We start from the raw sequence: 17121 nt of genomic DNA, 5'->3' as shown, positions 1-17121 counted from the left end.
GCCGCCTGCGACGAAATAGATTTTTATGAAAGCCGCAAGGTAATTGCGCCGAGGACGATCAAACCAGCAGCGAGAACACGCGGCAAGCCAACCTTCTCTTTGAGAATGAACGCGGAAATTAGAATACCAAACAGAATTGCCGTCTCTCTGAGCGCTGCGACAACAGCAATGGGCGCCATGGTCATCGCCCAAAGAGCTAAACCATAAGACAGCAACGTGCCTATGCCGCCGATCAGCGATGGTCGCCAATGGTTGCGAATATATTGGATGAAGCGATCCGGCTCACGATACAGCGCCCAGAATCCGAGCGGAAAGGCGTTTATCAAAAACAGCCAAAGCGTGTAGGATAATGTATGGCCCGATGCCCGGACTCCAACACCATCGATAATAGTGTAAGCCGCAATGAAACCAGCATTGGCAAGCGCCAGCAACGCCGTTTTGCTCGACGTACCGCCATTGCGCCGACGCGCCTCCAGCGCCATGGCAAGCACGCCAGCGCAAATCAGAACGATACCAAGCCAGCTCCCCCAACCCATTGCCTCGCCGATAAGCGGAAAACTAACAATTGCCACCAGCAAAGGCGGTGTCCCGCGCATGATCGGGTAAGCTTCGCTCATGTCACCCGATTTATAAGCGGCCGCAACCAGCGACATGTAGAATATCTGCGTGATCGTGGACAGCCCGATAAATTTCCAGCTTGATGGATGTGGCAGCGGCAGAAACGGTAGAAAAAACAGTGCTATAAGTCCTGCAAATCCGACCACGCATGCGGCGGCAAAGAATTTATCACTGCCTCCCTTAACGATAGCGTTCCAGCTCGCATGAAAAAATGCGCCACAAAGGACAATCAGCAGAACAGTACCGGACATAGAAGACACGACTCAAGCAAGAGCAGATGATGAAACTTATATGTCATATTTGATGAAGCGGGGATATTGCCGAAAGCGACAAGGCATGAAACAAGCGCAGACATGAATTATCGCCACGCCTATCACGCCGGAAACTTCGCTGACGTCGTCAAACATGTCATCCTTTCCCGCATCGTCGAATATCTCAAGCGCAAGGATCAGGCTTTTCGCGTGATCGATACCCATGCGGGGATCGGACTTTATGATCTGCGTGGTATTGAAGCTGAAAAGACAGACGAATGGAGCGGCGGTATCCGCCGCGTATTCGACGCGTTAGACAAAGGCGAAATCCCGCCACAGGCAATCGAACTGCTTCAGCCCTATCTCGACGCTGTGCGCGCGGTTAATCCAAAAGGTGGACTGCGGCATTATCCCGGCTCGCCCCTCCTCACGCGCCATCTCTTGCGTAAGCAGGATCGTCTTTCAGCTATAGAGCTCCATCCGCAGGACGCCAAAAAGCTCTCCAAGCTTTTTGATGGCGATTATCAAGCACGTGTCATCGAGCTTGATGGATGGCTGTCGCTTGGCGCACATATGCCACCCAAGGAAAAGCGCGGGCTGGTTCTGGTTGATCCGCCATTTGAGATTGCGGGAGAATTTGATCGTCTCGTCGATGGTTTGGTCAAGGCCTATAAGCGCTTTCCCGGCGGAACCTATGCTTTCTGGTATCCGGTCAAGGATCGCAAGGAAATTGAGCGTTTTGCAAGAAGCCTTCGCGAAACGGAGATTGCCAAGATCATGCGGATTGAGCTTTCGATTCGCGCGCCTTCATTAGAACCAAGGCTTGATGGAACTGGAATGATCGTCGTCAATCCGCCCTACACACTCGAAAGTGAGATGCAAATCCTGCTTCCCTGCCTTACCAAATTGCTTAGCGAAGAAAAGGGAGGCAATTTCAGCATGCAATGGATACGTGGTGAAGCGGATCGCACTTGACCGTCGCCCCTTGCTGAATGAAACTGCACCTAAGCCAATTTAATGAAACGAGCTTCATGCTCGAATTGTGAGACAGGATAGAGACATGCAACGCAAGTTGGATCGCATCGGACAGTTTTCTCGAGCAGCACTTCTGGCTGCATCGGTTCTTCCTCTGACGTTCGCTTCTATGCCAGCAAGCGCTGCCGATTATCTGAGAACTGCACCAGTGGCAGCTGGCGATGCCGGCCTTTGCAATCAGCAGAGCGTTTTGCGTCGCGTGGTTTCTGATTTTGGATATCAGGTTCGTCATGTTCCACACCTGCCGCAGGTTGGAATCTCAGCGATGAGCGATGTTCGCCTCACCCGCTATGAACCGAAGAACAATTCAGCTCAGATTGAACGTACTTATTGTAAGGCAACAGCTGTACTCAGCGATGGTCAGTACCGTCCGGTCTGGTACATGGTTGAAGAAGGTCAGGGCTTTGCTGGCGTCGGCAGCAATGTCGAATTCTGTGTCGATGGTTTCGACCGCTGGTATGTGTTTGACGCAAGCTGCCGCGTTCTGCGTTGATAGCCCCGATGTTGCGTAAACTGGCGGTGACTTCAGCCGCCATTCTTACAGCTTCTTTCGCAGTACTCCCAACAATGGCGCAAGATCGGGGCGATATCCGCCCCGGCAATTTCGATTTCTATGTGTTGTCGCTGTCATGGTCACCAAGCTATTGTGCTTTAGAAGGACCGCGCGCGAACAAACAGCAATGTAGCTCATCCCGGCCCTATGGCTTCGTTGTTCATGGTCTTTGGCCACAAAATGAATGGGGTTATCCCGCTAATTGCCAGTTTGACAATGCACGCAGCCGAGGCAGCTTTGTCCCTCGTCCAATCATCTCAAGCGTTTCCGACATTATGCCGTCAACCGGTTTGGTCGCGCACCAATGGCGCAAACATGGAAGCTGCTCTGGCCTGTCCCAAAACGATTATTTCGCAACAGTTCGTCAGGGCTATGAGCGCGTAAATATTCCGCCAAGCCTGCGTAATCTGACTTCCAGCAGACGAGTCGATCCGATGCTGGTAGAAAAAGCATTTGTTACAGCCAATCCCGGAATGAAGCCGGACGGCATATCTGTTTCCTGCAAGCGCAACTATCTTCAGGAAGTTCGAATCTGCATGACAAAGGATCTCAAATTCCGCGCGTGTGAGCAGATAAATGCGAATGCGTGCCGCAGCCGTTCGGTTATGCTGCCAGCAACAAGATAATCTTAAACCTCAGGAATAATGATGACCCAGATCCTTTATTCGCCGGCCTCACCCTACAGCGCCAAGGTACGCATGGCAGCGACTTATGCTGACATTCCATTTGAAAGCGTGGTCGTGACCACCTCGGCTGAGCCAGAGAATCTGGTCAATGCCAATCCGCTCGGCAAAATACCAACCTTAATTACCGATGATGGTAAATCGGTTTTCGACAGCCGTGCGATCATGCAGTATCTCAATCGTGTTTCCGGAAATAAGATTTTTCCGCGCAATGCTGAAAAGCGCACTGACGCGGAGCGCTATGAAGCAATCGCTGATGGTCTGGCTGATGTTTTGCTGGCCCATGTTTATGAGCGTCGCGCGCGCCCTGAAGAAAAAGTGCACCAGCCATGGCTTGGCCTGCAATGGCGCAAGGCAGAACGGACGCTGGACCTTCTGAATGAAGCTCCGCCACGTCTTGCTGGCAAGCTTCACGGCGGCCATCTGGCCGTAGCTGCAACGCTTAGCTATCTCACTCTACGCTTTGGAGATAAGTGGGAGCGCGGTCGCCCAAAGCTCAAGCGGTGGATGAAGCGATTCGACGAACTACATCCAGAATTGGTCAAGCTTTTACCGCAAGGCTAAAAACTCAGACAACAAAAAACCGGGCAGTTTCCTGCCCGGTTTTTTGTTCAATTACATAGTAATTAGAACTTGTAGCCGATACCGACGCGGATGTCCTGCGTGTCCAGCTTGTCACGAACAGTCGTACCACCAAGATCGTAGTTCTTGTTGCCAAACTGGGTGTAGCGGTATTCTACGCGACCAAGAATGTTTTCGGTCAGCTTAGCTTCCATACCAACGCCTGCAGTCCAACCAACGCGGAACTTGCTTTCGTCATCGTTATTGCCCGAAAGCTTAACCTGCGAACCAGCAACACCTGCGGTGATGTATGGCAGAACTGGGTTCATGTCATAACCAAGACGGCCACGGAGCGAGCCTTCAAAGCCCTGCTTAACCTGAAGACCATCACGGGATTTTTTAGCTGCCGAGTAACCTGCATCGCCTTCAACACCGTATACGAACTGGTCCTGCTGGAAGTTCCAGCCTGCGTAAGCGCCACCCTTCCAGTCGTCAGGCTTAACAGTGATGTTGCCGCCAGGAACTTCGTTCTTCGACTTGTTCCAGCCGTAGCCGAGGTACAGACCGGTGTAACCACCAGCCCAGCTTGCCTGAGGAGCAACTTCAACTGGAGCAGGAACAGGAGGCTGTTCCATGATTGCGTCAGCTGCGAAAGCAGTTGCAGAGAACGGCAGCAGCGCAGCCGAGGCGATTACGAGAGACTTAAGAGTGCGCATTGCATTCTCCTTCATTAAATTACCTTTAGCGCGGTCCCTTATCGGGCGGGCAGCAACTTGGGGAGCAGTTGACCCATGCCGCGCTGACAGGAACGACATATCGACGATAATTGCGGCACGATCTGCTCCGTCGTGTGGAGAGAACCTGTCGAGAACATGGCAAAATTGCGATGTTGCATTCTGGCAACGCCCTCATACCACCCCTATATAAATCGGGAGGCTTAAGATAATTAGAAATTTACGGGATAGTCGCCAACTGAAACCACTGAATTTATTAGTCTTTTGTCAGCAGTCTGTGTGAGCCCCACTATTTTCCGCTACTTTTTTCCGGCAAAATGGCATGAATAACGACAATGAATCACGATAAGGAAGTGTTTACCCTGTTGGAAACTCCGCAAACCATTTCGCTTGCAAATTGCCCTGTTCTTGTGACCGGCGGTGCGCGACGCATCGGCAAAGCGATCGTTCATGATTTAGCAGCGCATGGCTTTCCAGTGGCGATTCACTGTAATCGCTCGGTTAAAGACGGCGAACAACTTGCAGGGGAGATTCTGGCGAATGGCGGAAAAGCCTGTGTTGTGACTGCTGATCTCGCGAACGAAGATGACGTGCGCGGATTGGTGCAACAGGCATCAACACAGCTTGGACCGATTCGTCTGCTTGTTAATAACGCGTCACTCTTTGAAGACGACCGTGTTGGCAGTCTTGATATTTCATTGTGGGATCGCCACTTTGCTATTCATCTTAAAACGCCGGTTATGCTTGCCGAGGAAATGGCAAAAGCGCTACCGGAGAATCTGGATGGGCTTGTGATCAACGTGATCGACCAGCGCGTTTGGAAGCTCAATCCGCAGTTTTTCTCTTACACGCTTTCAAAGGCTGCGCTTTGGAATGCTACAAAAACACTCGCACAGGCGCTTGCACCGCGTATCCGTGTCAATGCTATTGCCCCCGGCCCCACTTTGCCGAGTGAACGCCAAAATGTGGAAGACTTTGAATTACAGGTCAGCCGTTTACCGCTGCAACGTGCACCCGACCTGTCGGAATTTGGACGCACTATTCGCTATTTCTGGGAAAACCGCTCCGTAACAGGCCAGATGATCGCACTTGATGGCGGCCAGCATCTGGCATGGGAGACGCCGGACATAGCAGGAATTAAAGAATGACCACACCACGCAAATTCAATGATGATGCTTCTTCGCACCTGCTTTCTGATAGTGAGCAGGATGTGGCAGATATTGTCATGGATGATGCGGATATCGACGATGATGATTCTTTAGATGAGACGCCCGCTGTCGCTTCAGTTGCTGATTCTATTCAATGGGATTCATCGGACGGTTTACCGGATACGACAGGTCTGAGTGGCGCAGACATTATCAGCGCTTTCGTTAAGCACCTGCCGAATAATCCAGGCGTTTATCGCATGTTCAACAGCGCGGGCGACGTGCTTTATGTCGGCAAAGCCCGCAGCCTGAAAAAACGCGTTTCAAATTATGCCCGCGGTGTCGGGCATTCCAACCGCATTACCCGCATGATCGGCGAAACCGTGACAATGGAGTTTGTCGTCACGCGAACTGAAACAGAAGCGCTGCTTCTTGAAGCGAATCTCATCAAGCGTTTGCGGCCGCGCTTTAATGTTTTGCTCCGTGATGACAAATCGTTTCCTTACATCTTGCTGACTGGCGGCCACCGTGCACCGGGCATTTTTAAGCATCGTGGCGCACGCACACGCAAAGGTGAGTTTTTCGGACCATTTGCATCTGGCGGAGCTGTCACACGAACCATTAACGCGCTTCAGCGCGCCTTTTTGTTGCGCACTTGTACAGATTCGGTTTTTGAAACCCGCACCCGCCCCTGCTTGCTTTATCAAATCAAACGTTGCTCTGGTCCATGTACGCATGAGGTCAGCGACGAGGACTATGCTGAGTTGGTCGATGAAGCGAAGGCCTTTCTTTCTGGTAAGAGCCAGAAGGTGAAAGACCACCTCGCCGCAGCAATGCAAGCAGCATCGGCCGATCTCGATTTCGAACATGCGGCTGTTTATCGGGATCGTCTTGCCGCACTCTCGCATGTTCAGTCACATCAGGGTATCAATCCCCAAACCGTTGAGGAAGCGGACGTCTTTGCCATTTATCAGGATGGTGGCATGACATGCATTCAGGTCTTCTTCTTTCGTACGGGCCAGAACTGGGGCAATCGCGCTTATTTTCCAAAGGCCGACAGTTCGCTTAGCGCTGCCGAAGTGCTTGGTGCGTTCCTGTCCCAGTTTTACGATGACAAACCTTGTCCAAAACTCATTCTTCTATCGGAAAGCATCGAAGATCAGGAGTTGCTCGGAGAAGCGCTTTCATCGCGGGCGGGCTACCGTGTGCATGTCAACGTTCCGCAGCGCGGCGAGAAGAAAGAGCTCACTGATCATGCTTTGACGAACGCGCGCGAAGCGCTTGGCCGTCGTTTGGCGGAAACATCCTCGCAAACACGCTTGCTCAAGGGGCTCGCCGAAGCTTTCGAATTGCCAACAGTTCCACGTCGCATCGAAGTTTATGATAACTCGCATATCATGGGCACCAATGCCGTGGGCGGAATGATCGTGGCTGGGCCGGAAGGCTTTGTCAAAAATCAGTATCGCAAGTTCAATATCAAATCGACAGACATTACGCCCGGCGATGACTTTGGCATGATGCGAGAAGTGATTGAGCGGCGTTTTTCGAGACTGGTCAAGGAGCATGGCGAACCAGAGCCTGTAAGCGATGTCGAAAGCAACGATGCTTTCCCAGCATGGCCTGACCTCATTCTGATTGATGGTGGTCAAGGACAAGTCGGTACTGTCAGGCAGATTTTAAGCGAACTCGGCATCGGCCACCTTGTTACGGCCATCGGCATTGCAAAAGGCGTGGACCGTGAAGCTGGGCGCGAGCGTTTCTTCATTGAAGGTAAGCCGCCATTCACATTGCCGCCGCGTGACCCCGTGCTCTACTTCATCCAGCGCATGCGTGACGAAGCACACCGATTTGCAATCGGTACGCATCGTGCAAAGCGAAAGAAGGATTTTGTGGCCAATCCGCTTGATGAGATTTCGGGAATCGGTCCGTCGCGCAAGCGCGCGTTGCTTCATCATTTTGGGACTGCAAAAGCGGTATCCCGAGCTGCCGTTGAAGACCTCATGCAGATTGAAGGTATTTCAGAGGCTATGGCAAAGACCATTCACGATCATTTTCATGATCGATGACGTAATTTTGTCCGGGTTTGGGCGAGTAATTCTCCACAGGCGTCATTACGTCCATAAAGAACACATGAGCAGGTGTTGATTTTCTTAGTCATCCCTGATGTTGTGCACCAGCAACGGATACGGCGGTACAATGCGGAAAAATCACACTCTCTCCCTACCAAACATACTGACTTACGCTCGGATTATTGCCGTGCCGCTTGTCGTTTTATGTTTCTTCGTAGAGGGACGACTTCAATCGAGTGATAATTCGCGTTGGGCCGCACTGGCAATTTTTGCAATTGCCAGCATTACAGACTTTTTCGATGGCTATCTCGCACGTATCTGGCAACAGACGTCAACGATTGGCCGTATGCTTGATCCGATTGCCGATAAGCTTCTGGTATCGGCCTGCCTTCTGTTGCTGGCAGCTGATGGCACCATCGCTGGATGGACGCTGTGGGCCGCGATTATCATTCTTTGCCGCGAAATTCTTGTGTCTGGCTTGCGCGAATATCTTGCTGAACTCAAAGTCAGTGTTCCAGTGTCAAAATTAGCAAAGTGGAAAACCACTGCGCAGATGGTTGCTTTGGCGTTCCTGCTCGCTGGTCCTGCCGGCGAGAAAATCCTGCCCTTCACTACAGAAATCGGCATTATTCTGCTCTGGATTTCGGCGATTCTAACGCTTTACACCGGCTGGGATTACTTCCGCGCTGGCCTCAAGCACGTCATGGACTAAGATCATGCACATAAAGCTCGTCTATTTTGCTTGGGTGCGTGAAAAAATCGGCAAGGGCGAGGAAGTTATTGAGCTTCCACACCAGACGATCAGCGTTAGCGACCTTATTGCTCATCTGAAAACGCTTGGCGAAGAATATGAAGCAGCATTCGAGCATGAAAACGTCATTCGTGCTGCGATCAACCAAGAACATGCCGAACATGATGAAATCATTCGAGATGGCAATGAGGTTGGGCTTTTTCCGCCTATGACAGGCGGATGACATGACCAAAAGCAATGACTGCTATCTCTGCATTCGCGTACAGAGCACTGACTTCGATCTTACCGAGGAAATAAGGAAACTTGGCGAAGGTCGCAAGGACATCGGCGCGATTGTCAGCTTTACTGGTCTTTGTCGCGATGAAGGTGGCACGCTTTCTGCGCTTGAACTTGAACATTATCCAGGCATGGCTGAAACTGCAATTCAAAGCATTGCTGACGAAGCGATCAAACGGTGGCCCTTGTCCGGCGTTTCGATCATTCATCGCTATGGGTTGATAAAACCGGGAGAAAATATCGTCCTTGCTGTAACCGCATCGTCTCATCGACAGGCCGCTTTTGAAGCAGCCTCCTTCCTTATGGACTTCATGAAGACTGATGCGCCGTTCTGGAAACGGGAACATTTACTCGACGGCAACAAGGGTAATTGGGTCGAATCAAAGGTGGCAGACGACCACAGCCGTGAGCGCTGGCAGAAGCGCTGAATGCAGCATTTGTTTCAACACGATGCCGCAGATAAAATTCTTTTTCGCATACAAAGAGTTTCTCGGTTCTAATTTAATGCCGAATTAACTATTTAACCCCCTAAAATATAGGCTAATTTGTAAGGTGTGTGACTACGCTGCCACAATTTTCACATGATGCCGCGCTTATTGTTTGCGCAGTGACTGTTGATGCTTTTGAGTGAGCGAATGTGACAATCAAAAGATTGTCTGAGCAGCTAAAAGTATGAAACAAAAAGTTTGGGGGAACGAAAGTTTCGAATTGGCAATGCTAAAAGGACTGACGAAAACTCTTTCAATCGTGGCAGCACTTACTGCTGGACTGGGTGCATTCGGTGCAGCGGCCATGTTTGTGACAACCTCCATGCCAACGGCAAGTGTTGCTGCTGAAAAGACAATCAGTGGCAAAGTGATGTATCGTGAGCGCATTGCACTTCCTCCGGAAGCACACCTGATCGTGCAGCTCACAGATGTTTCCCTTGCTGATGCACCGTCAAAGATTATTGCTGAAACAACGGTTAATACATTGCAGGGCGTACCCATCCCTTTCGCAATTAGCTTCGACACTGACGAGATTGAACCAAGCCATAATTACGCTTTGCAGGCGCGCATCGTCGCCGGTGATACATTATGGTTTGTGAATGATGAGCGCTATTCGATTGACCCGAAGAAGCCCGACGATTCCATTGAGATTAAAGTTGTAATGGTTCGCAAAAGCTCGGATGAATCAACCGCCATTGGGATTGAAGGCAAAGACTGGCTCGCTGAAGACATACAAGGTGGTGGAGTCGTAGATACTGCGCAAACCACACTCCTTGTCGACTCGGATGGCACTGTGAGCGGTTCAGGCGGATGCAACCGCTTTATGAGTAAGGCGACAATCTCAGGCAGCAAAATCTCCTTTGCCGAAATCGGCTCCACTTATATGCAATGCCCGCCTGCCCTCATGAATCAGGAGCGCAAGTTCCTAGATATACTCGAAAAGACACGTTCGTATAAAATGGATGCTGGAAAACTCGTCCTGATTGATGAAGGCGGCGACGAATTAGCAAGGCTTGCTCAAAGCCTTTAACACTAAGAAATATCAATACAAAAAAGCCCGGTCTCGCGACCGGGCTTTTTCAATTCATCTATCAGCAATTAGCCGACGATTTCGGTGCCGGAGAACCAGTAAGCAATTTCTTCAGCAGCGGTTTCAGGAGCGTCCGAACCGTGAACCGAGTTTTCGCCAATCGACAGAGCAAATTCCTTGCGGATGGTACCAGCGTCTGCGTTTGCAGGGTTGGTTGCGCCCATGATTTCACGATTCTTGAGAATGGCGTTTTCGCCTTCGAGAACCTGAACGACTGTTGGGCCGGACGACATGGATTCAACCAGTTCACCAAAGAAAGGACGTTCTTTGTGGACAGCGTAGAAGCCTTCAGCTTCACGGGTGCTCATCCAAACGCGCTTGGAAGCAACAACACGCAGACCAGCTTCTTCAAGCTTGGTGGTGATCGCGCCGGTCAGGTTGCGGCGAGTTGCGTCAGGCTTGATCATGGAGAAAGTACGTTCGATTGCCATTATGACACCTTGTATGATGGAAAATTCGGAAAGTGAGGCTCTATAGCGTTGATAGGCCCGATTGCCAAGGGGCAGCGCCCTTGGGTATGTCGCTTATCAGCTTGAGACGACAGAAAATTGACTGCATAGATGGATAATTCGATTCCAATGCGGGGACTCATGGAACAGCACTTTCAAATGTTCGCCTATTACAATCGCTGGGCCAATGAGTTGCTGTATTCCGCAGCTGCCGATTTGAGCGATGTGGATTACAGGCTCGACCTCGGCCTTTTCTTCGGCTCGATCCATCGAACCTTTAATCATCTCCTCGTAACAGACCGTATCTGGATGAAACGTTTCACCGGCGAAGGCGATCATCCAAACAAGCTTGATGCCATTATAACCGATGACTTCATCAAACTACGCGACCTGCGAAAAGCTGAAGATGAGCGTATCTGCAAATATATTGAAAGCATGAATGCCGAACGGCTTGCAGGCCGCTTCACCTATATGACAACGACCAATGTGCGAACCATCAGCCAACGGCTTGCGCCAGCACTGGGTCATTTGTTCAATCATCAGACGCACCATCGCGGACAAATTCATGCGGCACTCACCCGTTTGAGTGCGGATGCTCCCTCGCTCGATCTTATTCAGTTTCAGCGTAACGAAGCGGGACGCCGCTTCGCCTGATATTCGATCAGTTGATACTTGCGCAAATATTGGAAGCCGTGCAAAAGCCTTCTCATCATGCTTATTCTTGACGATATCTCTGTACGCATCGCCGGGCGCCTTCTGATCGACCACGCCAGTGTCACACTGCCAGCGGGATCGAAGACGGGTTTTGTTGGCCGTAACGGCACCGGAAAGTCCACACTTTTCCGCGTGATTACCGGTGATCTTGCATCGGAGAGCGGCAGCATATCCCTGCCGAAGAATACGCGCATCGGACAGGTAGCGCAGGAAGCTCCCGGCACCGAAGATGCGCTGATTGAAATCGTCATGAAGGCGGACAAAGAGCGCGCAGCACTTCTCGAAGAGGCTGAGACTGCGACCGATCCGCATCGCATTGCCGAAATTCATACGCGCCTTGCCGATATTAATGCCCATTCGGCAGAAGCACGCGCAGGCGCGATTCTTTCAGGTCTGGGCTTTGATGCCGAAGCACAGCGCCGTCCGGCATCCGCCTTCTCCGGCGGCTGGCGTATGCGTGTGGCACTCGCCGCTGTTCTTTTCTCCGAGCCCGACCTGTTGCTGCTCGACGAACCGACCAACTATCTCGATCTTGAAGGCGTTTTGTGGCTGGTCGACTATGTGAAGCGCTATCCGCACACTGTTATCATCATCAGCCATGATCGTGACCTGCTGAACTCGGCCACGTCGTCAATCATGCATCTCGATCAGAAGAAAATTAGCTTCTGGCGTGGTAATTACGATCAGTTCGAGCGGCAGCGCCATGAGATGCTTGAGCTTCAGCAAAAGGCTCACGCCAAGCAGGAAGCGCATCGCAAGCATATGGAATCTTTCGTTGAGCGGTTCCGTGCTAAGGCTACCAAGGCCCGTCAGGCACAGTCACGTATGAAGGCGCTGGAAAAACTAAAGCCCATTGAGCTTTATGTTGAAAGCAATGTGCAGCCGTTCCGCTTTCCTGACGCAGACAAAAAGACTGCATCGCCCGTCATCGCGCTCGATAACGCAGATGTCGGCTATGTTCCGGGTAAGCCAGTACTGCGCAACGTGACGCTTCGCATCGACAATGATGATCGCATTGCGTTGCTCGGCTCCAACGGTAACGGCAAATCCACGCTCGCCAAACTGATTGCCGGGCGTTTGCAGCCTGAAAAAGGCTCGCTAACGCTTTCGCCAAGCCTCAAAGTCGCATTCTTTGCGCAACATCAGATGGACGATCTGATTCCGGAAGACAACGCCATTGAGCACGTACGCAAGCTGATGCCGGGTGAGTTGGAAGCGAAGGTTCGCGCACGCGTTGCTCAGATGGGACTGTCGACCGAGAAGATGCTGACGCCTGCCCGAGACCTTTCGGGTGGCGAGAAAGCTCGGCTTTTGATGGGCCTTGCCACTTTCCACGGCCCTAACCTGCTAATCCTCGACGAACCGACCAACCACCTTGATATTGATAGCCGGGAAGAACTGGTTCACGCGCTCAATGCCTTCAACGGCGCGGTGATCCTAATTGCGCATGATCGTCACTTGATCGAAGCCACGATGGAGCGATTGTGGCTGGTGCGTGAAGGCGGCGTCAAAGCCTTCGACGGCGATCTTGATGAATATCGGCAGATTGTTCTCGCTGATGCGAAGGGCGATCAGGTTTCAGAGCGTGAGGAAGGTCCGAAGGTCAACAAGGCAGAGCAGCGCAAACTCGCCGCTCAGAAGCGCGAAACATTCGCGCCTTTGCTGAAAAAGATCAAGGAAACCGAGAGCTTGATGCAGAAACTGCAGAAACAGATTCAGGCATCAATGACGCAGTTGGAAGACCCCGCTCTTTATGAAAAGGAACCGCAAAAAGCGATCAGGATTAATAAAGAAATGAGCGATGCAAAATCGGCGCTCGCGGAAGCGGAAGACAAATGGCTGGAAATGTCTTCCGAATATGAAGAAGCAATGGCTGAATAATAATTTCGGCCATTGAAACAAATAAACTAATTATTGTTATATAATATGTATCTCATATTATCGTCTGAATATAAATCGATATAGTCCGTGGCCAGTATTCCATAATAATTTGGGGCAACGACATCAGATCTCAGAAAGTTTAAAAACTGGTCTTTTATATAAAAAGCCATGCTCTTTATCGAAAATGAAGTATCTGTCGCATCATGCGCATTGAATCCATTGAGATAATATTGGCTATCCGACGTTTTGTGATCCGAACTAGCCGCACCAAGTAAACTAACAACGTCAGCCCATTTTCTCTTGGGACTATCCTCACTGTCATTGTCTTGCTTTATTATATCATTCCACTGAATACCGGGCATTGTAGCCACATTCGAAATTACAACTATTTTACCTCGTGCCTCTGAAAGACTACCCGTGCCATTGCGCGTATCGATAAATAGCATAAACCTGTGATAATTCCCGTATCTCCCATTAAAAATGCTCATGAACTCTGCATTTGATACGCTGGAATATTCTTGTTTTATCCTCATGAAAAATGTTTCGCTTGGATTCTTATTCAGGAAGCTCCGAAGTTCATTCATAACATCATCGAAATTCAATTTTTCATTGATGCTACCGTGGTGCATTTCAAAAGAACCCTTTGAAACACAGCATCTGATATCAAGATAGCGAACGCCTTTATTTAGTTGATCCGACAAGCTGATCGTTTGACACCTACCAATTCCCAATATCTCATGGAAGGCGCAAGAGTCATGGGTTCCCATAATCGTCATTTTGGCAAGAGATCTGTTTGAATCAACCGCTGACATCCATGAATTCAAAGGTACACTCAATGAAATTGGCATATTTTCACCATAATATATAAATGTATTTATTTGAAAGAATTTTAAATATCATGCATTTGATTTACAGAGTACCTGTCAATATTTTAAATAACGCTATACTTCAGCTAAAGCCCGAAGACTATTCGTCTTACCTCAAATCCGTTGACGCCGAATGCGTGTTCGCATCAATGCATAAACACCAAGCACACCGAGAATGAGACCTATCGTTGTATAGGTCTCGTCTGCCTCTTCGGCGCCACGCCGCAGCACAAGATCAACTTTTGACAGTTGCAGACCGTCCGTATTGCCTTGAACAGCTCGGAAGGAATAAGTGCCAGACAATACGGGATCGATATCACCAGCGCTCTGGCGCAAAATGCTGCCATCCTGTGGCCGGTCCATATTGATCGAACTGCTGTTCGAAGCAAAATCCATCCCCTGCGAAAGAACGGGAAAACCATCGCGGCTGACAGCCAGCGTTATCGCTGAACGACGTTCGGCTGGCACGTAGCTCGGCAATGGTGTTGCATCGAGGAAGATGCGAACAGGCGCATCGCTTGCTTCGAGTTTGATTTCTTGCGTAATAAATCCAGCCTGACGGCTTTCAAGGATCGGCCAGCGACCAATCTCATCACCGGTAAAATGGCGCATATACCAGGGATAACCCAAAGCGATGCTGAACCCTGCGATAATCATTGCAACGAATAGAGCGCGCATCAGGCTTTACGCTCCCAACGACGATCTGGTGTCTGTTGCCAGTAAGTCAAATCGTGGTTCTCCGTCTTAAACGACTTCCACTGCGCCCGCGCATGTTCGAGCTGCTCCTGATTATGCCCGTCAAACATCACAACCAAACGCTCGTAAGCAGCAACTTGATCAAGTGAAGCGCCCTCAACGAGAAAACGGACGGTGGCACTGTTTGAGTTTTCCTGCGTCGTGGTCAGCAAAACCGGCTGCTGTTCAGCATGCGGCTCCTGATCCGTCCCGTGTGCGACAAATGACGTATCGGAGAACGTCCAAAGCAAACTGTCCAGCGAATCGCGCCTCTCGTCCGTAACTGCCTGAATAGTCACACGCCAGCCGCGCGTCAGAGAACGCTCGACAAGCCCCGGCAGAGCTTCATCAAGCGTCGATTCAGTCAGGTGGTAAAAGAGGATTTCAGCCATGCGCTCTCTGTAGATCATTCATCGTGGCGAAGAAAGTGATTCACATCTTCGCCACAACGCTTTGTTTCTGAATCAGATTCAGCTTTCGAAATTATCGCGAACCAGACGGTCAAGAAGACGAACGCCATAACCGGACGCCCATGTCTGGCTATATTCATTGGTTGGCGAGCCCATTGCCGTACCGGCAACATCGAGATGCGCCCAAGGCGTATCGCCGACAAACCGCTTGAGGAACTGCGCGGCTGTAATCGAGCCTGCATGGCGACCAGCGCTGTTCTTCATGTCGGCAAATTTGGAATCGATCATCTTGTCATATTCCTTGCCCATCGGCATGCGCCACAGCTTTTCACCTGTTGCCTGACCGGCATCGTAAAGCTGGTCTGCCAATTCATCATCATTGGAGAAAAGGCCTGCATGATGCGTGCCAAGAGCCACGAGAATAGCACCCGTCAGCGTCGCCAGATTGATAATGAACTGCGGCTTGAAGCGGTCATTGGTGTAATAAAGCGCATCAGCCAGTACAAGTCGGCCTTCGGCATCGGTGTTGATGACTTCAATCGTCTGGCCCGACATTGAAGTAACAATATCGCCCGGACGCTGCGCATTGCCATCTGGCATGTTTTCGACAAGGCCGATCACACCAATGGCGTTGACCTTTGCCTTACGGCCTGCAAGTGCACGCATCAGACCGGTAACAGCCGCAGCGCCGCCCATGTCACCCTTCATTTCTTCCATGCCACCAGCTGGCTTGATCGAGATGCCGCCAGCGTCGAAAGTCACACCTTTACCAACGAAAGCAACAGGCCTTTCTTTAGCCTTCGCGCCCTGCCATTCCATGATAACGAGGCGTGGCGGACGCGGTGATCCCTGCGCAACGCCCAGAAGCGAACCCATACCGAGCTTCTTCATTTCCTTTTCGCCAAGAACTTCGACCTTAACGCCCAATTTTTGAAGCTTTTCCGCTTCTTCAGCAAATTCTACAGGGCCAAGGACATTGGCTGGTTCGTTAACAAGATCGCGGGCTTTCAAAACGCCATCGGCGACCGCCTCAGCAACTTCGAGCGCCTTCTTCGCGCTGTGAGTATCGGCCACATGAATATGAACCTTGGCAGCATGCTTTGGTTCACCATTTTCTTCGCTCTTGCGGGTCTTGTAGCGATTAAATTCATAAGAACGCAGGATCATGCCGAGCGCGACGTCGGCTGCTTCATCACCAGCAATTGTCGTTTCAGGCAGAGCCAGCGTCACCGTCGCGCGCTCAGATTTACCGATTCGCGAAAATGCTGCGCCACCGATTTTGATCCAGTCGTCATTGCCAAGGTCACCCGGCTCACCGACACCAACCAGCACTATTTTATCAATATTACCTTCAGAGGTTTCGATTGCCTCGGCAGTTTTGCCAAGAGCGCCTGAGAAATCCGATACTTCAATAATACGCGTGATCTTCTCAGAACCACCAACAGCTTGAGCTGCCTCTTCCGCAAAGCTTCCACCTTTGGCAACCAAAACTATGCTTACGCCTTTTTGCGGTACTGAAAATTCATTGAAGGAAAATGAAGGGCGTTTCGACATAACAACTCCAAATAAGTCAGATTACGAGATGACACGATTGTGTCGCGACTTTTCCTTACTCATGTGAGACGAATATGGCGAAACAGCAAGGGTATTGCGTTATCAAAATCAGTTTTACGTTAACTCCGGTGAAAACGTGCAGATTTCAACTCTGGAACTATCTGTCTCATGGCTAAAGCGATCAGTTTTAATTATTACGTCCGCAAATCCGCCTAGCGCTGGCATCTGTCAGAAATCTTTAGTAATCTGTTAACCAAA

The 17121-nt window shown here is 50.5% G+C and carries 19 protein-coding genes; 12 read left to right on the top strand and 7 right to left on the bottom strand.

Annotated elements, in window-relative coordinates:
- Positions 1–23 precede the first annotated feature (23 nt).
- Positions 24–869: a DMT family transporter gene (locus RI570_RS10030; protein WP_313828282.1), complete on the bottom strand. Its 846-nt coding sequence runs from the start codon at positions 867–869 to the stop codon at positions 24–26.
- Between the two features lie 102 nt (positions 870–971).
- On the opposite strand from RI570_RS10030, the gene RI570_RS10025 reads away from it, so the two are divergent.
- The 4 genes from RI570_RS10025 to RI570_RS10010 all read left to right on the top strand — a co-directional run bounded on the left by RI570_RS10025 (position 972) and on the right by RI570_RS10010 (position 3704).
- Positions 972–1844, top strand: coding sequence for a 23S rRNA (adenine(2030)-N(6))-methyltransferase RlmJ (locus tag RI570_RS10025; protein WP_313828281.1), 873 nt, complete (start codon positions 972–974; stop codon positions 1842–1844).
- A gap of 85 nt (positions 1845–1929) precedes the next feature.
- A complete protein-coding gene (locus tag RI570_RS10020; RefSeq protein ID WP_313828279.1) occupies positions 1930–2397 on the top strand; it encodes a phage portal protein in 468 nt (155 codons plus the stop codon).
- Between the two features lie 8 nt (positions 2398–2405).
- Entirely contained in the window at positions 2406–3083 is a 678-nt protein-coding gene (locus RI570_RS10015) for a ribonuclease T2 family protein (RefSeq protein ID WP_313828277.1), read from the top strand.
- Between the two features lie 21 nt (positions 3084–3104).
- Positions 3105–3704, top strand: a complete 600-nt coding sequence (locus RI570_RS10010; RefSeq protein ID WP_313828624.1) for a glutathione S-transferase — start codon at positions 3105–3107, stop codon at positions 3702–3704.
- A 62-nt stretch (positions 3705–3766) separates the two neighbouring features.
- Here the strand turns inward: RI570_RS10010 and omp25 are convergent, their stop codons facing one another.
- Complete coding sequence (omp25, locus tag RI570_RS10005; protein WP_313828276.1) at positions 3767–4417, bottom strand: outer membrane protein Omp25; 651 nt, start codon at positions 4415–4417, stop codon at positions 3767–3769.
- 353 nt (positions 4418–4770) lie between these two features.
- Between omp25 and RI570_RS10000 the strand changes: the two genes are divergently transcribed.
- The 6 genes from RI570_RS10000 (at position 4771) to RI570_RS09975 (ending at position 10194) form a co-directional block, all read left to right on the top strand.
- The gene (locus RI570_RS10000; protein WP_313828274.1) at positions 4771–5583 is read left to right on the top strand and encodes an SDR family oxidoreductase; all 813 of its coding nucleotides are present in this window, start codon (positions 4771–4773) and stop codon (positions 5581–5583) included.
- A complete protein-coding gene (gene uvrC, locus RI570_RS09995) occupies positions 5580–7646 on the top strand; it encodes an excinuclease ABC subunit UvrC (protein ID WP_313828273.1) in 2067 nt (688 codons plus the stop codon). Before RI570_RS10000 ends, uvrC begins: the two co-directional genes overlap by 4 nt.
- 130 nt (positions 7647–7776) lie before the next feature.
- The gene (gene pgsA / locus RI570_RS09990; RefSeq protein ID WP_313828272.1) at positions 7777–8361 is read left to right on the top strand and encodes a CDP-diacylglycerol--glycerol-3-phosphate 3-phosphatidyltransferase; all 585 of its coding nucleotides are present in this window, start codon (positions 7777–7779) and stop codon (positions 8359–8361) included.
- Positions 8362–8365: 4 nt separating this feature from the next.
- Positions 8366–8623 (top strand): molybdopterin converting factor subunit 1, encoded by a 258-nt coding sequence (moaD, locus tag RI570_RS09985; protein WP_313828271.1) that lies wholly within the window; start codon positions 8366–8368, stop codon positions 8621–8623.
- Between the two features lies 1 nt (position 8624).
- Positions 8625–9104, top strand: a complete 480-nt coding sequence (locus tag RI570_RS09980; RefSeq protein WP_313828270.1) for a molybdenum cofactor biosynthesis protein MoaE — start codon at positions 8625–8627, stop codon at positions 9102–9104.
- 286 nt (positions 9105–9390) lie between these two features.
- Positions 9391–10194 (top strand): META domain-containing protein, encoded by an 804-nt coding sequence (locus RI570_RS09975; RefSeq protein ID WP_313828622.1) that lies wholly within the window; start codon positions 9391–9393, stop codon positions 10192–10194.
- A gap of 68 nt (positions 10195–10262) precedes the next feature.
- Here the strand turns inward: RI570_RS09975 and ndk are convergent, their stop codons facing one another.
- Positions 10263–10685, bottom strand: a complete 423-nt coding sequence (gene ndk / locus RI570_RS09970) for a nucleoside-diphosphate kinase (RefSeq protein WP_313828268.1) — start codon at positions 10683–10685, stop codon at positions 10263–10265.
- 159 nt (positions 10686–10844) lie between these two features.
- On the opposite strand from ndk, the gene RI570_RS09965 reads away from it, so the two are divergent.
- Positions 10845–11357 carry a DinB family protein gene (locus RI570_RS09965; RefSeq protein ID WP_313828266.1) on the top strand — a complete coding sequence of 171 codons (513 nt, stop codon included), beginning with the start codon at positions 10845–10847 and terminating at the stop codon, positions 11355–11357.
- Between the two features lie 57 nt (positions 11358–11414).
- On the top strand, positions 11415–13298 hold the full coding sequence (locus RI570_RS09960) for an ABC-F family ATP-binding cassette domain-containing protein (RefSeq protein ID WP_313828265.1): 1884 nt from the start codon (positions 11415–11417) through the stop codon (positions 13296–13298).
- A gap of 26 nt (positions 13299–13324) precedes the next feature.
- Here RI570_RS09960 and RI570_RS09955 read toward each other — a convergent pair whose 3' ends face one another.
- The 4 genes from RI570_RS09955 to RI570_RS09940 all read right to left on the bottom strand — a co-directional run bounded on the left by RI570_RS09955 (position 13325) and on the right by RI570_RS09940 (position 16863).
- Positions 13325–14110: a phosphatidylinositol-specific phospholipase C domain-containing protein gene (locus RI570_RS09955; RefSeq protein WP_313828264.1), complete on the bottom strand. Its 786-nt coding sequence runs from the start codon at positions 14108–14110 to the stop codon at positions 13325–13327.
- A 168-nt stretch (positions 14111–14278) separates the two neighbouring features.
- Entirely contained in the window at positions 14279–14842 is a 564-nt protein-coding gene (gene bspB, locus RI570_RS09950) for a type IV secretion system effector BspB (protein ID WP_313828263.1), read from the bottom strand.
- The gene (locus tag RI570_RS09945) at positions 14842–15291 is read right to left on the bottom strand and encodes a DNA polymerase III subunit chi (RefSeq protein WP_313828261.1); all 450 of its coding nucleotides are present in this window, start codon (positions 15289–15291) and stop codon (positions 14842–14844) included. The genes bspB and RI570_RS09945 overlap by 1 nt, the downstream gene beginning before the upstream one ends.
- Positions 15292–15369: 78 nt before the next feature.
- Positions 15370–16863, bottom strand: a complete 1494-nt coding sequence (locus RI570_RS09940) for a leucyl aminopeptidase (RefSeq protein WP_313828260.1) — start codon at positions 16861–16863, stop codon at positions 15370–15372.
- Positions 16864–17121 lie beyond the last annotated feature (258 nt).

It is taken from the genome of Brucella pseudogrignonensis, from assembly GCF_032190615.1.
Classification (GTDB): domain Bacteria; phylum Pseudomonadota; class Alphaproteobacteria; order Rhizobiales; family Rhizobiaceae; genus Brucella; species Brucella pseudogrignonensis_B.
Note: the sequence above shows the minus strand (reverse complement) of the source record. Positions and strands in the feature narration are given on the sequence as shown.

Excerpts from the sequence above, each read along its gene's own strand:
- RI570_RS10030 (WP_313828282.1), bottom strand. The coding sequence starts at position 869 with ATGTCCGGTACTGTTCTGCTGATTGTCCTTTGTGGCGCATTTTTTCAT.
- RI570_RS10025 (WP_313828281.1), top strand. The coding sequence starts at position 972 with ATGAATTATCGCCACGCCTATCACGCCGGAAACTTCGCTGACGTCGTC.
- RI570_RS10020 (WP_313828279.1), top strand. The coding sequence starts at position 1,930 with ATGCAACGCAAGTTGGATCGCATCGGACAGTTTTCTCGAGCAGCACTT.
- RI570_RS10015 (WP_313828277.1), top strand. The coding sequence starts at position 2,406 with ATGTTGCGTAAACTGGCGGTGACTTCAGCCGCCATTCTTACAGCTTCT.
- RI570_RS10010 (WP_313828624.1), top strand. The coding sequence starts at position 3,105 with ATGACCCAGATCCTTTATTCGCCGGCCTCACCCTACAGCGCCAAGGTA.
- omp25 (WP_313828276.1), bottom strand. The coding sequence starts at position 4,417 with ATGCGCACTCTTAAGTCTCTCGTAATCGCCTCGGCTGCGCTGCTGCCG.
- RI570_RS10000 (WP_313828274.1), top strand. The coding sequence starts at position 4,771 with ATGAATCACGATAAGGAAGTGTTTACCCTGTTGGAAACTCCGCAAACC.
- uvrC (WP_313828273.1), top strand. The coding sequence starts at position 5,580 with ATGACCACACCACGCAAATTCAATGATGATGCTTCTTCGCACCTGCTT.
- pgsA (WP_313828272.1), top strand. The coding sequence starts at position 7,777 with ATGCGGAAAAATCACACTCTCTCCCTACCAAACATACTGACTTACGCT.
- moaD (WP_313828271.1), top strand. The coding sequence starts at position 8,366 with ATGCACATAAAGCTCGTCTATTTTGCTTGGGTGCGTGAAAAAATCGGC.
- RI570_RS09980 (WP_313828270.1), top strand. The coding sequence starts at position 8,625 with ATGACCAAAAGCAATGACTGCTATCTCTGCATTCGCGTACAGAGCACT.
- RI570_RS09975 (WP_313828622.1), top strand. The coding sequence starts at position 9,391 with ATGCTAAAAGGACTGACGAAAACTCTTTCAATCGTGGCAGCACTTACT.
- ndk (WP_313828268.1), bottom strand. The coding sequence starts at position 10,685 with ATGGCAATCGAACGTACTTTCTCCATGATCAAGCCTGACGCAACTCGC.
- RI570_RS09965 (WP_313828266.1), top strand. The coding sequence starts at position 10,845 with ATGGAACAGCACTTTCAAATGTTCGCCTATTACAATCGCTGGGCCAAT.
- RI570_RS09960 (WP_313828265.1), top strand. The coding sequence starts at position 11,415 with ATGCTTATTCTTGACGATATCTCTGTACGCATCGCCGGGCGCCTTCTG.
- RI570_RS09955 (WP_313828264.1), bottom strand. The coding sequence starts at position 14,110 with ATGTCAGCGGTTGATTCAAACAGATCTCTTGCCAAAATGACGATTATG.
- bspB (WP_313828263.1), bottom strand. The coding sequence starts at position 14,842 with ATGCGCGCTCTATTCGTTGCAATGATTATCGCAGGGTTCAGCATCGCT.
- RI570_RS09945 (WP_313828261.1), bottom strand. The coding sequence starts at position 15,291 with ATGGCTGAAATCCTCTTTTACCACCTGACTGAATCGACGCTTGATGAA.
- RI570_RS09940 (WP_313828260.1), bottom strand. The coding sequence starts at position 16,863 with ATGTCGAAACGCCCTTCATTTTCCTTCAATGAATTTTCAGTACCGCAA.